This window comes from Microbispora sp. CSR-4 (assembly GCF_008033685.1).
Lineage (GTDB): Bacteria > Actinomycetota > Actinomycetes > Streptosporangiales > Streptosporangiaceae > Microbispora.
Window position 1 is genome coordinate 1 of record NZ_VJVX01000091.1, and the last position, 14,852, is coordinate 14,852.

Consider the following 14,852-nt stretch of genomic DNA (forward strand, 5'->3'; position numbering starts at 1 on the left):
CCCGGCGCGACAGCCGGGCCACCAGGCTGACCACGACCGCGATTTCACACTCCAGCCGAACCGCTCAGCCAGCGACCTGATGAACGTGAAAGATCGAGGCTAGCGGCACCAGCACGGGCGGCCTCAGCCTGTGTATCCGAATGCCCGCAGGACCTTGGCGACCAAAGTGCCGATCCAGAACAGGGCCACAGTGACGAAGAATATCCTCTTCGTGATTTGCCAAACTGCCACGATTCCCTTCCCTTCGCGATCGGAATGTCGTTGTTCAGTTGCCAGGTCATGAGTTCTCGGCGCAACTCCTCGGCGGGCTCCACGTAAGCTAGGCGGCCCTCCGCCTGCCGCAGGTGGCCCAGCCCTCGTCTGCGTGGTGAGATCGAGGCGCTTCCTGGCCAGCTTGTAAGTGCTGCTCCGCTTCCGCCTGGCCGTCCTATGTACATCCGGAGCGCCCGTCCAGGACTGCCATGTGCTGAGCGGTGAGTTTCCCCATCGCTACCCGCTCCTCTCTTCGGGAAAGCCTAGGTTGAGGACCGCCGCCGAGGACCGCAGGTCTTTCTCGGTGTAAAACACCTTGCCACGATGAGCGACCTCGATGCCGTACGCCGTGCGTCCACTCGGGACCGTGGCAATGAATAGAAAACTACAGGGCTGCTCGGATATTGGTTCGTCTCCATTCAGCACTAGAGCCCCTACAGTGAGTTTGCTAAGGGAGATTATTTCTCCCGATTGGTCGGTAACGATGACCTGAGTGCCCGCGTGGATGTCTTCATAGCCCGCACCCATGGTGCATTCCTGAACCTCTTTAGCCAGGTCGATGTTGACTGCTTCGCTGGCGGGAAGCCGAATTGCCCCGATAAGCTTGAAAGGCGCGAGGGCTGGTTTCTTAGTGAAGGCTCGTGACGGTACGTGCGCAATGGGCGGGGATGGTGCTTGTGTAGGGATTAGGGGCGGTTCATCTGCCGGAGTGGGTGCCGGTTCATCCGTGGGGATGGGGGGCGGCGTAGAGGTAAGCGCTCGAGGTCGGGACGGGACGAACGCGACCCATTCATCAAATGCGGCGATTGCTAAAATTACGACCAGAACGGCCGCAACTATGAGATCCCGAAGTACGCGCATTAGCTTCTCCGTTCATTGGCGGGACTACGGTAAAGCCCCCGGCATCACTGCCGGGGGCTGTTCTGTGCATGTCAGCAGATTTTGCTGATACTCAGTCCGCGATTCATTCCTGGTAGCGGATCAGCGCCCGCTCGTACGAAGCGCAGTAGATCCCGCCCGTCGCATGCCACAGCCCGTCGCGATAGCAGACCCGCCATACCGCGTACGGCATGGACACGGTGATGTTCTCGGTGCTCCACATGGCCTAACCCCACGCGTGCTGCTCCGGCTGCGGGTCCTCCTTATGGGTGTACTGGAGTACCTTCGCGCCGTTCGCGAGAACAGCCGGCGGTTCGGGGTACCGGGGCCGCTCCTCGAACTCGCCAGGTCGAGCGCAGCGATCATGTGCATGACGCCGTTGTAGCGGTTGTAGGTGGCCCGCAGCCGGGCTGGCGACCTCGCCGGACGCCATCGCTTGCCCCGGCGCGGCATCAGGTTCAACGGCCCGAACTCATCCAGGCAGATCACCCGCCCATCAGCGGGCGGGTGATCGTATAACTGAAGGACGCGTTGCATCTAGTACTCCAGTGACACATTGAGATCATGGGTGGGATCTGCGCTGGTAGTGGCATCGGCGGGCGGTGGCTTGATGGCGGCGTCGCCAGTGTGACCAGTGCAGGATCTCCTCGGTGCGGCGGTGTCGGGTAAGGGTGAGGGCGGCCAGTAGGCGGCGGATCTCGGGCATGGTCAAGGGCAGATGCGCGTGGTCGTCGTCGGGCTGGGAGGCGGCCAGGGCCGCGAGGAAGGCCAGGGCGAGCATCGCCAACGTGATGTGGCGGTGCCAGCCGTCCCAACTGCGGACCTGGTAGTGGTCCAGCCCGACCTGGCCTTTGGCGGCCTGGAAGGACTCCTCCACCGTCCATCGGATGCCGGCGATGCGCACCAGGGCGGCCAGCGGCATCGGGGTGGGTGCGTAGCAGCGGTAGAAAGCCAGTTCCCCGGTGACCGGATTGCGGCGGATCAGCAGCCACCGGTGACCGGGCCGGTGGGTGTCGATGCGGGTCCAGGCCCAGGCGTACCAGCGGTGTCCCTTGGCGCCACGCCCGGCGCTGTAGCGGTGCCAGTGCCCATCTGGGACGTGCGCGGCGATCTGGGCGGCCTTCCAGTCGAGGCCCTCGCACCGGATGCGGGCCGTGCCCGCGATCACCAGCACATACCCCACCTGCCGCGCTTCCAGCAGGGCGCGCAGGCGCGGATCTTGGCCGTAGACCTCATCGCCGGTCACCCAGGGTGCGTCGATCCCGGCGTCCAACGCGGCGGCGATCATCTGCGCGGCCAGGGCGGGTTTGGTGGCGAAGGCGATCTCGTCCGGGACGCCGGCGGAGCGGCAGCGGGACTGGTCGGCCCGCCAGGAGTGCTCGGGCAGGTACAGACGGCGATCGATCAAGGCGCGGCCGCGCGGGGTGGCATAGGCCAAGAACACGCCGACCTGGCTGTTTTCGATCCGGCCGGCGGTACCGGTGTACTGGCGTTGCACGCCGGCCGATCGGAGGCCCTTTTTGAGGAAGCCGGTCTCATCCACGATCAGGACACCGCCCGCGCCGAGGTGCTCGCTCACGTAGCCGCGGACGTCGTCGCGGACGGCCTCGGCGTCCCAGCGCGCGGTGCGCAGCAGGCGCTGCATGGTCTGCGGGCCGTTCAGCCCGGCGTGTTCGGCCAGGTTCCAGCAGTTCTTCCGCTCGACGCCGGACAACAGGCCCCGGACGTAGGCGTTCGCCGCGCGACGTGGCTCGATGCGGCCGAACCGGTGCGCGATCCGCGTCATCAGAGCTCATTGAGGGTGACGATCCAGCGGTCGGGGTCTACGCTGTCGGCCACGGCCATCACGCGATCTTCAGATGTCTTCACAAACTCCGAATGATCACGTGGTGGCCGTTCCCATGCCACCTCAACCGCGAAGATCGCGAAGTGTCACTGGAGTACTAGGCGATGAAGTCGGGGTCGGTGGAGGCTTTCCACGTCGTGGTGGTCTGCCAGCTCACCCCGCCCGCGCGCAGGATCCGCCTCAGGTGCTCGCGGCTGATCGCCGCCGCCACCCCGCGCGTGATGAGGTGCTCGGCCAGCGTGCGCAGGCTCCAGGTGGACTGCCCGCTGATACCCCATTCGGCGGGGACCGTCGTGGCGATCAGGCAGATGTGCTTACGCACCCGCTCACTGATCGCTCGCGGATGGTCCCCGCTCCATTTTGGGTCCAGCGCCTCAAACCCCCGCTCGTTGAAAGCGTGGATGACATCACGGACGTAGCCGTCGCTGACCTGCATCAACGAGGTGATGTCCGGGACCGATTGACCCTGGCCGGACATCATCACCACGATCGCGCGCCGCAGCTTCACCGGATCCTTCGCGGTCCTGGTGATCCGCTGCAGTCTGCGGCCTTCCTCCATCGTCAACGGCCGGACGAACACCTCCGGTCGGCGAGCCACGACCACCTCCCAACATCGCAGAGGCAGCCAGCCTGACGGGTACACCCACCGAGATCAATTACCCGACCGAGGTTCGGTGATGGGCCACTAGGTGGCCATGGGCCTGATCATCGCGTTCAGCGCGATCGCCGTGGTCAACACGCTGGCGATGTCCACCACGGACCGGTCGCGCGAGCTCGCCCTGCTGCGCCTGGTCGGCGCGACCCGGCGGCAGGTGCTGCGCATGCTCCGCCTGGAGACCCTGACCGCGCTGATCGTCTCCGTGTTCGCCGGGACCGGCATCACGCTGGTCACGCTGTCGGCCTTCGGCAGGGGCATGACCGGGTCGGCCCTGTCGTACATCCCGCCGGCCGGCTACGCACTGGTGATCGCCGCGGTGGCCGCGCTCGCCCTGGTCGCCACGAGCCTCCCCGCGCGTCTCGCTCTGCGCGCCCGCCCGGCCGAAGCCGTGGGCGCCCGCCAGTAGGAGGCCGTCGCGGCCCGCCAGTAGCCGGTGTGGCCCCCGGCGGGTCCGTGTTTCCGGCCGGTGGCACGCCACCGGCCGGGAACTGCGTCTTCGGACGGGTCACAGACCGAGGGCGAGGGAGAGGTCCTTCTTCAGGTCCTCCAGGTCCCGCGCGGCCCGCGCCCGGGCGGCTGCGACGTCGTCGCCCTCGACCGGCACGACGACCTCCAGGTAGCACTTGAGCTTCGGCTCGGTGCCGCTGGGCCGTACGACGATCCGGGCGTCGCCCGACAGGCGGTAGCGCAGCCCCTCGGTCGGCGGCAGTCCCGCCACCCCCTGGGACAGGTCCTCGGCCGACTCCACCGTACGGCCCGCCAGGTGCACGGGTGGGTGCGTACGGAGGCGCTCGATGGCCTTGGCGATCAGCGACAGGTCCTCGACCCGGACGGAGAGCTGGGTGGTCGCGTGGAGGCCATAGCGGCGGGCCTGGTCGTCCAGCAGGTCGAGCAGCGACCTGCCGTCACGCTTGGCCATGGCGGCCATCCCGGCCACGGTGAGGGCGGCGCCCACGCCGTCCTTGTCGTGGACCGGCAGCCCGGCGTCCGAGCCCACGCTGTAGCCCAGCGCCTCCTCGTAGCCGAAGACCAGCCCCGGGCCCGACTTCATGATCCACTTGAAGCCGGTCAGCGTCTCGGCGTGCCGCACGCCGTGGGCGGCGGCGATCTTGGCGAGCAGCGACGACGACACGATCGACGTGGCGACCAGCCGGTCGCCGCCCGAGGTGTGCCGCAGCACGTGCTCGGCCAGCAGGCCGCCCACCTCGTCGCCGGTCAGCATGCGATAACCGCCGTCCGGCAGCGGCGTGCCCACGGCGCAGCGGTCCGCGTCCGGGTCGTTGGCGATCACCAGGTCGGCGTGGGTCGCGGCGGCGAGTTCGAGCACGAGGTCCATGGCGCCCGGTTCCTCCGGGTTGGGGAATGCCACGGTGGGGAAATCGGGGTCGGGCATCGCCTGCCGGCTCACCATGACCGGCACCTCGAAGCCCGCCACGCGGAACGCCTCGGACACGGTCGCGCCGCCGACGCCGTGCAGCGGCGTGTACGCGACCGAGATCTCGCGGGCGTCGCCGATCGGGAGCGTGGTCAGGGCCCGCAGGTAGGGCACGACGATGTCGTCGTGCCCGAGGGTCTGCCAGCCGTCGCCCAACGGCAGCGCGTCCACCCGGCCGACCGCGTCGATGGCCTCGGAGATCTCCCGGTCGATCGGCGGCACGATCTGCGCGCCGTCGCCCCAGTAGACCTTGTAGCCGTTGTCCTGGGGAGGGTTGTGCGAGGCGGTGACCATGACGCCCGCGTCCGCGCCCAGGTGGCGTACGGCGAACGCCAGCACAGGGGTGGGCCACTTGCCGGCCATGACCGAGGCGCGCAGGCCCGCCCCGGTCAGCACGCGGGCCGTGTCGGCGGCGAACACGTCGGACTTGTGCCGCCCGTCGTAGCCGATCACCACGTGGCGTCCCGGCCCGAGGACGCGGGCCAGGCCGGCGGCCGCCCGCATCACGGTGACCCGGTTCATCCGGTTGGGCCCGGCTCCGAGCGCGCCGCGCAGGCCCGCCGTGCCGAACTCCAGCTTCGCGCCGAAGCGGGCCTCCAGCTCGGCCCGATCGTCACGTTCCAGGATCGCGTCGAGCTCGGCCCGCGTCTCGGGGTCGGGGTCCTGGTCGCGCCACTCTTCGGCGAGCCGTACGAGATCGGACATGGATACCCCCTACAGCTTGTCGACGACCTGGGCGAGCAGGACGCCCATGCGGGCGGCCGTGGCCCGGCCGACCTCCAGGACCTCCTCGTGGTTGAGCGGCTCGCCCACCAGGCCCGCGCCGGGGTTGGTGACCAGGGAGATCCCGAGCACCTCGGCCCCGGCCTCCCGGGCGGCGATCGCCTCCAGCACGGTGGACATGCCCACCAGGTCGCCGCCGAGCGTGCGCAGCATGCGGATCTCGGCGGGCGTCTCGTACGTCGGGCCGCGGAAGGCGACGTACACGCCCTCGGACAGCGTGGGGTCGACCGCGCGGGCGAGGTCGCGCAGGCGCTTGGAGTAGACCTCGGTGAGGTCGATGAACGTCGCACCCGTGATCGGGTTGCTGCCGGTGAGGTTGATGTGGTCGCTGATCAGGACCGGGTCGCCGACCTTCTGGGTCTCCGGCCGCAGCCCGCCCGCCGCGTTGGTCAGCACCACCGTGCGCACCCCGGCCGCGACGGCCGTGCGCACCCCGTGGACCACCGGCTCCACCCCGCGGCCCTCATAGAGGTGCGTACGCCCGAGGAAGATCAGGGCGTTGAGCCCGGCGGCGGTGCGCACCGCGCGGACCGTTCCGGCGTGACCGGCGACCGCGGGAGGCGAGAACCCGGGCAGTTTCGTCACCGCGAGCTCGATGACCGTCTCGCCGATCGCGTCCGCGGCCGGGACCCAGCCCGAGCCCATGACGAGGGCGACGTCGAAGGAAGGGATGCCGGTCAGGTTCCTCAGCGTGGTCGCGGCCTCGGCCGCCAGGTCATATGGGGTCACTTTGCTGAGGGTACAGAAGTGCATGAACCCGGCGGATAAGTGCCGGGCTCGTGTCAGTCGCCGAGCTTCTTGCAGGGGCGGGTGCGCAGCCACGCGACGTAGTCGTCGGGTGCGCCCGCCTTCTCGGCGGCGTCGGCCAGGATGCCGATGTATCGCGCCGACGGCAGCCCGCCCTCGTAGGAGTCCAGCACGTACGACCAGGCGAGCACGTCGCCCTCCAGGGTCGCGACCCGGAGCCGGAGCTTGCGGTAGAGGCCGAGGTCGGTGCCCATCCACCGGTCGAGGGACGCCTCGTCCCACTCCGGCACGTCGTACAGGACGACGAATACCTGCTCGTCGGCGTCCTCGACTATCGTGGCGAGAGCGCCCTCCCAGCTGACGTCCTCGCCGCCGAAGGTGAGCCGCCAGCCCGAGAGCCAGCCCGTTCCTCGCATGGGCGAGTGGGGAGCCCACTCCGCCATCTGCTTGGGGTCCATGTTGCTGCCGTAGGCCGCATAAACAGGCACGGCTCACAAGCCTAAACCAAGATCCCGAAAGTTGGACGGGTACGCGCGCACGGGGATGCGGCGAGAAAATCCGCGTAGTCGGCCCGTTACGCGTACCTCGCCGGGAATACGTAATCAGGATGCGGGACAATGGAGCACGTGACAAGGATCGTGATCATCGGTGGCGGCCCCGGCGGATACGAGGCGGCTCTGGTCGCCGCGCAACTGGGCGCCCAGGTCACCGTCGTGGAGGAGGAAGGCCCCGGCGGGGCGTGCGTGCTCACCGACTGCGTGCCGTCCAAGACCCTGATCGCCTCCTCCGTCCGCAAGCAGGCGCTTCTCGACGCGTCGTCGCTGGGTGTCCGATTCGACGGCGGCTCCGGCCACGAGACCGGCGGCGTCCACGTGGACATGATCGACGTGAACAAGCGCGTCAAGGAGCTCGCGCTCGCCCAGTCGAACGACATCGCCGCCCGGCTGGCCGCCGAGGGCGTCGAGGTCATCCGCGCCCGGGGCCGGCTGGTCGATCCCCAGGTGGTGCGCGCGGGGGACCGTACGATCCGGGCCGACGTGGTCATCGTGGCGACCGGCGCCCACCCGCGCGTGCTGCCCGGGGCCGAGCCCGACGGCGAGCGCATCCTGAGCTGGCGCCAGCTGTACGACCTGGAGGAGCTGCCCGAGCACCTGATCGTGGTCGGCTCCGGCGTCACCGGCGCCGAGTTCGCCGGCGCCTACCGGTCGCTCGGGTCGGAGGTCACGCTGGTCTCCTCGCGCGACCGGATGATGCCCAACGAGGACGCCGACGCGGCCGAGGTGCTCGAAGGGGTCTACCGGCGCCGCGGCATGAACGTCATGGGCCGTTCGCGCGCCGCCTCGGTCAAGCGCACCGAGCACGGCGTCGTCGTGACCCTGGAGGACGGCCGTACGGCCGAGGGCAGCCACTGCCTCATGACCGTAGGCATGGTGCCCAACACCTCCGGGCTCGGGCTCGAGGACAACGGCGTGCGGCTCGACCGCAACGGCTTCATCGAGGTCGACAAGGTGTCGCGGACCTCCGCGCCCGGCGTGTACGCCGCGGGAGACTGCACCGGCGTCCTGATGCTCGCCTCCGTCGCCGCCATGCAGGGCAGGATCGCGGTCTGGCACGCGCTCGGCGAGGCCGTGCAGCCGATCCGGCTGGCCACCGTCGCCGCCAACATCTTCACCGACCCGGAGATCGCCGCCGTGGGCGTGTCGCAGCGGCAGATCGAGGCGGGCGAGATCGAGGCGAACGTCGTCAAGCTGCCGCTGGCCACCAACGCCCGGGCCAAGATGCAGGGCTTCAACGACGGTTTCGTGAAGCTGTTCTGCCGCCCGAACACCGGCATCGTGCTCGGCGGCGTGGTGGTCGCGCCCCGGGCGTCGGAGCTGATCCTGGCCGTGTCGGTGGCCGTGCAGCACCGCCTGACCGTGGACCAGCTCGCCCACACCTTCGCCGTCTATCCGTCGCTGTCGGGCTCGATCACCGAGGCGGCCCGCCGTCTCATGTCCCCGCAGACCGCCGGCATCTGACCTCTGTCGAGGCCGGATCAGTCGGCGCATGCCGCGCCCTCGGGGACGCGGGCGGCGGCAGGGCGCGGGCGCAGCGCGCGCGCCGGCCGGATCATCGCCCCGACCATGCACGTCACCAGGGCGAAGGCGAACGGGAAGGCGAACGTGGCCGCCAGCCAGCCGATGACGGAGGGTGCCACGAGCCCCGACATCCAGGTGATCGTGGCGACCCCCGCGACGCCCTCCGCAGGCGTACGGGCGACCTGGCCCGCCGCCGCGAACACCAGCGGGACGACGACGGCGAGACCGGCGCCGAACAACGCGAACCCCACGATCACCGGCGCGGGCGTGCGGAACGCGACCACGATCACCCCACCGATCACGGCGGTGACCGCCCCGGCGCGTACGGTCAGGACCGGCCCGAGCCTGCGCACCACGAAGTCTCCGCCGAGCCGCACGGTGACCATGCACGCGGTGAACACGGCGTAGCCGGTCGCGGCGAGGCCCGCGCCCGCCCCCGCGACGTTCGTGAGGTAGATCGCCGCCCACTGGCCGCTGGCCCGCTCGGCGAAGGTGCCGAAGAAGCCGATCAGGCCGATCAGCAGGACGGCCCTCGGCGGCAGCGCGAATCGCTTCGGCGGCTTCTCGTCCGGCGCGGGCTCGTCGTCGAGGAGCGCGCGGCTGCCCACCACGCCCAGGACGACCAGCGCCGCCGCCATGAGGGCGAGGTGCGCCCGCGCGTCCAGGCCCGACTGCGCCGCCACGGCCCCGATGCCCGCGCCGGCCAGGTTGCCGACGCTCCACATGCCGTGCAGGCCGGACATGACCGACCTGCCCAGCCGCCGTTCGACGAGCACGCCCTGGGCGTTCATGGCCAGGTCGGACATCCCGGCGGCGGCGCCGGACGTGAGGAACACGGGGACCAGCCACAGCGGGCCCGGCGCCAGCACGGGGAGGGCCAGGGAGGCGCACCACAGGGCGAGCAGGACCCGGGTCGTCGCCCTGGGCCCGAACCGGTAGGCCAGCCGGGCCGTCACCGGCATCGTGAGGAACGAGCCGATCGGCGGGCAGAGCAGGACGAGCCCGAGAGCGGCCGTGCCCAGGCCGAAGTGGTCCTGAAGCCAGGGCATGCGGGTGGCGATGGTGCCCGCCACCGCGCCGTGAACGGCGAAGACGAGGGCGGTGGCCCGTTGATGTCTGTCTCGCATACGGCTAAATTAACAGGCAGGGTTCCTGATAAAAAGAGGTTTTTCCGTGAAGACCGCGACACCCCAGCTCGCGCGGGCCATCAACGACCGGCTCGCGCTCGATCTGCTCCTGGAACGGGGCCCGCTGACGGCGCCCCAGCTTCGCGCGCTCACCGGCCTGTCCCGCCCGACCGTGTCGGACCTGATCGAACGCCTGCAGGTCAACGGGCTGATCCGGGTCACCGGGGAGAGCGGCGGCGACCGGCGCGGTCCCAACGCCCGCCTCTACGGGATCGTCGCCGACCGGGCCTTCGTGGGCGGGGTGGACGTGCGGCGCGACGTGGTCCACGTCACGGTCGCCGACATCACCGGCGCCACCGTGGGCACGGCGACGCGGCCCGTGGGGGAGAACCTCCCCGGGCTGGTCGCGGAGGCGCTCACCGAGGCGGCCGGCTCACGCCCGCTGCACGCCGTCGTCATCGGCGCGCCCGGGATGGTCGATCCGCAGACCGGAGACCTCGCGGCCGGGAACGTCGAGCCCGCGTGGCGGCCCGGGCTTCTCCCGGCCCTGCGCACACTGGTCGACGCGCCGGTCACCGTGGAGAACGAGGTCAACCTGGCCGCCGTCGCCGAGCACGCCACCGGCGCGGCCGCCGGGCGGGACGACTTCGTCCTGCTCTGGCTGGACGACGGCGTCGGCGCGGCCGTCGTGCTGGACGGCAGGCTCCGCCGGGGAGCCTCCGGAGGAGCCGGGGAGATCGGCTTCCTCGGCCGGCTCGACATCGAGGTGTGCGCCCTGCTGGGCACCGATGCCGTACGCGGACTGGACCTCCCGGCCCTGGCGGACCGGGTCACGACGGCCGCTTTCACGCTCGTGGCCGTGCTCGACCCCGGCCTCGTCGTCCTCGGCGGCGCCACCAGCATGGCGGGCGGCGAGCCGCTGGCGGCCCTGGTCACCGAGCGGCTGGCCGAGGTCTCGCCCGTGCCCGTACACGTCCGCGTGAGCGGCATCCCGGACAACCCCGTGCTGCGGGGCGCGGTCTCCACCGCCCTCTCGATCGCCCGCGACGCCGTCTTCGGCCAGGGCCGCCCGTGACGGCGCCGTGGTCAGCGGGTGCCGCCCGTGAGGTGTTCGTGAACCTGCCGTGGTCAGCGGGTGCCGTCCGTGAGCCGCTCGTGAACCTGCCGAGGTCAGTGGCTGCCGCCCGTGGCGGACAGCCGTGACCTGACCTCATGCAGGGCCTGCCGCCCCCGCCCGATGGCCATGGCCGCCGCCTGCAGGTCGTACGGCGTCTGGGCGACGTGCAACGCCTGCTTGGCCGCCTCGTACGCGTCGAGCGCCGCCCGCCACTCGTGCGTGGGCCCGCTGACCTGGTTGATCTTCATCTCGAAGTCGAGGGCGTCGATCTCCTCGCCGAAGCGGGTCACGTCCTCCTCGGCGGCGTGCCGGGCCACCGCCATCTCGGCCACGAAACGCTCCCTGCGCCGGTGTGCGACGCCCCACATGATCAGCGTCAGGCTCAGGCCGAGACCGGACACGATGACGAGGATGAGCGCGGGCGACGGGCCCTTCGGGCGTACGGCGTTCGGGGGCACGTCCTGGTCCCAGGTGGACGGCGAGGCGTCATCGACCGGTTCCTCCCCGGCGGAGCCCGGTGCGACGGCGTCGTCCGGCAGGTCCTTCGGCGTGCCCTTCGCCCCGGTCAGGTTCACGTCGTCGGCCTGGATGAAGGAGGCCTTGTCGACGTTCGCCCCGTGGAAGTCCGCGCCGTCGAGCTCGGCCTGGGTGAACTCGGCCTCGGACAGGTCGGCGTCCCGCAGCACGGCGTGCTCCATGTGGGCCTGGCCGAGCTTGGCCTCGCCGAGCTTGGCCCGGGTGAAGTCGGCCGTACGGCCCTTGATCTGCCCGAGCGTGGCGTCCTTCAGGTCGGCGTCCACGAGTTTCGCGTCGGTGAGGTTGGCCTGGGTGAGCACGGCTCGGGTGAGGACCGCGCCGGTCAGGTCGGAGTGCGGAAACTCGGCCTGTACGGCGTCCGCGTCGGTGAGGATCGCCCCGCGCAGGTTCGCCTGCTTGGCCTGCATCTGGCCCAGGTCGGCCTCGCTGAAGTCGGCGCCGCGCAGGTCGGCATAGTCGAGACGCGCCTGACCGAGATCGGCCTCCTTCAGCGAGGCCTTGCGCAGGATGGCTCCGGTGAGGTCCTTGCCCGTGAGGTCCACCCCGTCGAGCTTCGCGCCGGTCAGGTCGGCGCACCGCATGGCGTACGGAAGCGTGGCGCTGGTGAGGTCCTTGCCGCGAAGCTTGACGCCGCTGCCCGGCTTGCAGGGAGCGGAGGCCGCGTGCACGGCGGTCGCGGGGAGTGCCACGAACGCGAGTGACACAGACGCGAGCAACGTGAGCGACAGGAGCCGCGACAGGGACCGCGACGAGAACCGTGACAAGGGCAGCGCGGCGGCGGGCAGGGGGGTGAAGCGACGCACGGGGGGCCTCCTGAGGGGAACGCTCCCGAGTCTCCCACGCGGTCTTTAATCCCACTTGCAATCCGCTGACCTGCCATCATCCCGGTATTTCCCGGGATGGTGCACCACCCGGCCGAGCCCGCATACGACGAAGGGGCGGACCATCAGGTCCGCCCCTCGTCTGTGTCCACCGCAAGCGCTCAAGCGCTTCTGCCATCGAAAGCGCTCGGGTGCTGTGCCGGAGGCGCTGAGGCGATGTGCCGACACAGAGGTGCCCGGGCGCTTCCGTGTCCGTCGCGGTGGCGCTCACACGCTTCTGCGGTGGCTGGGAGCGCTGCGGTGCTTCTGCGCGTGCCGGAAGCCACGCTGTGCCGGAGGCGCTGAGGCGTTACCAGTCGCCGCCGCCGAAGTCCCCTCCGCCGAAGTCGCCGCCGCCCCAATCGCCACCGCCGCCGCCCCAGTCGCCGCCGCCGAAGCCGCCACCGCCCCAGTCGCCGCCGCCGGCCTCCACGCCCGCGGCGTAGCCGGAGTCGTACCCGGCGCCGTATCCGCCGTGGCCCCAGCCGCCGAACGCGTTGCCGAGCATGGTGCCGACGAGCATGCCGGTCAGCAGGTCGCCGCCGCCGAAGCCGCCGTAGTAGCCGTACGCGTAGGGCTGGTAGGCGGGACCGGCGTCCCAGTAGGGCCTGCGGTGGCCGTCCACCATGACCTCGCGCATCTGCGGGTCGAATCCGCGCTCCACCGCCTCGGCGTCCGCCGCGCAGGCGGGGACGTCGCGCACCGCGCCGCCGGGGGGCGCCCACCGGACGTTGCGCACCGACGGGCCGTGCTGCGGGTTGAAGAAGCACGGGGGCAGCCGCTCGGGCAGCGGCTGGTTGTTCACGCGCGCCTTGACGCAGGCCAGCGCGTAGCGGCCGTCCTCCAGCGTGGAGGTCACCGTGCGCAGGTCCTCCGGGCGCTTGATCGCGGCGAGCTCGACCTTGGCCCGCTCGTAGGAGTCGAGGGCCCGCTGCCAGTCGGTGGTCGTCTCGCTCTGCGGGAGCATCCTGACGTCCATGTCGAGCGCGGTGATCTCCTCACCGAACTTCGTGACGTCCTCCTCGACCGTCTGCTTGACGGCGGCGAGCTCGGCGGCCTCGCGCTCCTCGCGCTTGCGCTTGTTGCGGCGTCCGACGATCCACAAACCGGCACCTCCGACAACCGCGATGCCCAGAATGCCCAGCAGCACACCCGAACCGCCACCGCCGCCGACCGTGCTGCCCTTGGCGCGGGCGCCATTGACGTCGCCCTCGCGCACCAGGTTCACCCGGTTGATGAAGTCCTTCATGCCGGTGACCACGTCGTTGTTGGCGCTGGTGGACAGCCGGGCCAGCACGCCCGGAGCGTTCCTGGGCAGCTCGGTCGACCCCGCGAAGAGGCTGTTGCCGTCGAGGAGGGCCACGGTCGCGCTCGACCGGCCCGCCTTGTCGAGCTCGGACAGCAACTGCGGGATGTAGGTGCTCACCTGGCTCGTGCTCACGGTGCCGTCGGGCATGGCGACCACGTAGATCTTGGACTTCGAGTCCTTCAGCGCCTGGCGGATCTCGCTCTGCTGACTCGACGAGAGCGGAGACCCACTCTGGACGAACAGCGGGTCTTTGGCGTTCTTCCAGGACGACAGGACCGTGGCGGGGTCCGGGGGAGCAGCCGCCATGGCGGACGGCGCGAGAGCGAGCAGAGTGATGAGCCCGGCGAGCAGCGCCGCAAGGGCGGCCCCCACCCGGCCGAGCGGTGTCTTCATGGTCACGGCTTCAAGCCTCCTTCGCCCTACAGGACGAACGGCAGGGCGTGATGGTTCCTCCACAAAAACCTATCGTTCCGCACCCGGCTGCCGGCATGCGTCTTCTTGCCGGTGAATGACGGCGGCGTCGGCCGCCGAACCGTCCGCCGTGACCGCGTTCGCCCGATGAGATCGCTGTCGGCGGGGCACCAAGATCACCCTCGGTGAGCCCCCGCCAGGGGAGACCGCAGGCCTCCAGGGCCGGCCGGCTCAGGCGTCCTTGATCTCGCAGAGGACGGCCCCGGCGGTGACCGTCTGGCCGACGGCGGCCGCGAGGCCGGTGATCGTGCCGCCCTTGTGTGCGGTCAGCGGCTGCTCCATCTTCATGGCTTCCAGGACGACGATCGTGTCGCCGGGCTCGACGGCGTCGCCGTCGGCGACGACGACCTTCACGATCGTGCCCTGCATCGGGCTGACGAGGGAGTCGCCGCTCGCCGCGGCCTTCTTGGCACCGCCGCCGGACCGCCGGGGCGCGGCCTTCCTGGCCGGGCCGGAGCCGGTCGCGCCCCACCCCGATCCCCAGGAGCCCGATCCAGACGGGCCCAGCCCGGCGGGCAGGACGACCTCCAGGCGCTTGCCGCCGACCTCGACGGTGATCCGTTCACGCTCGGCGGGCTCGGCCGCCTCCACGGCACCCTCGTACGGCGTGATCGTGTTGTCGAACTCGGTCTCGATCCACCGGGTGTGCACGGAGAACGGCTCGCCGGTGAAGGCGGGGTCGTTCACCACGGCCCGGTGGAACGGCACCACGGTCGGCATTCCGCCGATCTCGAACTCGGCCAGGGCCCGGCG

The 14,852-nt window shown here is 70.6% G+C and carries 13 protein-coding genes; 3 read left to right on the forward strand and 10 right to left on the reverse strand.

Features of this window, described 5'->3' with window-relative positions; translation table 11 throughout:
* Positions 1 to 1,216 precede the first annotated feature (1,216 nt).
* The 3 genes from FLV34_RS40960 to FLV34_RS37285 all read right to left on the reverse strand — a co-directional run bounded on the left by FLV34_RS40960 (position 1,217) and on the right by FLV34_RS37285 (position 3,575).
* Positions 1,217 to 1,354: a hypothetical protein gene (locus FLV34_RS40960; protein WP_187280834.1), complete on the reverse strand. Its 138-nt coding sequence runs from the start codon at positions 1,352 to 1,354 to the stop codon at positions 1,217 to 1,219.
* Between the two features lie 339 nt (positions 1,355 to 1,693).
* Positions 1,694 to 2,917 carry an IS701 family transposase gene (locus tag FLV34_RS37280; RefSeq protein ID WP_147945374.1) on the reverse strand — a complete coding sequence of 408 codons (1,224 nt, stop codon included), beginning with the start codon at positions 2,915 to 2,917 and terminating at the stop codon, positions 1,694 to 1,696.
* Positions 2,918 to 3,074: 157 nt separating this feature from the next.
* On the reverse strand, positions 3,075 to 3,575 hold the full coding sequence (locus tag FLV34_RS37285) for a helix-turn-helix domain-containing protein (protein ID WP_222709767.1): 501 nt from the start codon (positions 3,573 to 3,575) through the stop codon (positions 3,075 to 3,077).
* Positions 3,576 to 3,672: 97 nt separating this feature from the next.
* Between FLV34_RS37285 and FLV34_RS37290 the strand changes: the two genes are divergently transcribed.
* Positions 3,673 to 4,041: an FtsX-like permease family protein gene (locus tag FLV34_RS37290; protein WP_147945375.1), complete on the forward strand. Its 369-nt coding sequence runs from the start codon at positions 3,673 to 3,675 to the stop codon at positions 4,039 to 4,041.
* Positions 4,042 to 4,140: 99 nt separating this feature from the next.
* Here the strand turns inward: FLV34_RS37290 and FLV34_RS37295 are convergent, their stop codons facing one another.
* From FLV34_RS37295 to FLV34_RS37305, 3 genes are read right to left on the reverse strand one after another with little or no spacing between them, the layout of a single operon-like run.
* The gene (locus tag FLV34_RS37295; protein ID WP_147945376.1) at positions 4,141 to 5,775 is read right to left on the reverse strand and encodes a phospho-sugar mutase; all 1,635 of its coding nucleotides are present in this window, start codon (positions 5,773 to 5,775) and stop codon (positions 4,141 to 4,143) included.
* A gap of 9 nt (positions 5,776 to 5,784) precedes the next feature.
* Positions 5,785 to 6,606, reverse strand: coding sequence for a purine-nucleoside phosphorylase (locus FLV34_RS37300; RefSeq protein ID WP_142646544.1), 822 nt, complete (start codon positions 6,604 to 6,606; stop codon positions 5,785 to 5,787).
* A gap of 29 nt (positions 6,607 to 6,635) precedes the next feature.
* Positions 6,636 to 7,088, reverse strand: coding sequence for a gamma-glutamylcyclotransferase (locus tag FLV34_RS37305; protein WP_142646542.1), 453 nt, complete (start codon positions 7,086 to 7,088; stop codon positions 6,636 to 6,638).
* A 138-nt stretch (positions 7,089 to 7,226) separates the two neighbouring features.
* Here FLV34_RS37305 and FLV34_RS37310 point away from each other — a divergent pair, with 138 nt between their 5' ends.
* Positions 7,227 to 8,618: an NAD(P)H-quinone dehydrogenase gene (locus tag FLV34_RS37310; RefSeq protein WP_142646540.1), complete on the forward strand. Its 1,392-nt coding sequence runs from the start codon at positions 7,227 to 7,229 to the stop codon at positions 8,616 to 8,618.
* Between the two features lie 17 nt (positions 8,619 to 8,635).
* Here the strand turns inward: FLV34_RS37310 and FLV34_RS37315 are convergent, their stop codons facing one another.
* Entirely contained in the window at positions 8,636 to 9,805 is a 1,170-nt protein-coding gene (locus FLV34_RS37315) for an MFS transporter (protein ID WP_147945377.1), read from the reverse strand.
* A gap of 46 nt (positions 9,806 to 9,851) precedes the next feature.
* Here FLV34_RS37315 and FLV34_RS37320 point away from each other — a divergent pair, with 46 nt between their 5' ends.
* Positions 9,852 to 10,880, forward strand: a complete 1,029-nt coding sequence (locus FLV34_RS37320) for an ROK family transcriptional regulator (RefSeq protein ID WP_142646536.1) — start codon at positions 9,852 to 9,854, stop codon at positions 10,878 to 10,880.
* 95 nt (positions 10,881 to 10,975) lie between these two features.
* On the opposite strand, the gene FLV34_RS37325 is transcribed toward FLV34_RS37320, so the two are convergent.
* From FLV34_RS37325 to FLV34_RS37335, 3 genes are all read right to left on the reverse strand, one after another.
* Positions 10,976 to 12,262, reverse strand: a complete 1,287-nt coding sequence (locus FLV34_RS37325) for a pentapeptide repeat-containing protein (RefSeq protein ID WP_147945378.1) — start codon at positions 12,260 to 12,262, stop codon at positions 10,976 to 10,978.
* Between the two features lie 367 nt (positions 12,263 to 12,629).
* Positions 12,630 to 14,021, reverse strand: coding sequence for a hypothetical protein (locus tag FLV34_RS40965; protein ID WP_261986047.1), 1,392 nt, complete (start codon positions 14,019 to 14,021; stop codon positions 12,630 to 12,632).
* A 249-nt stretch (positions 14,022 to 14,270) separates the two neighbouring features.
* Positions 14,271 to 14,852: biotin/lipoyl-containing protein (locus FLV34_RS37335; RefSeq protein ID WP_315985227.1), on the reverse strand; the 582-nt coding region annotated here is incomplete at its 5' end.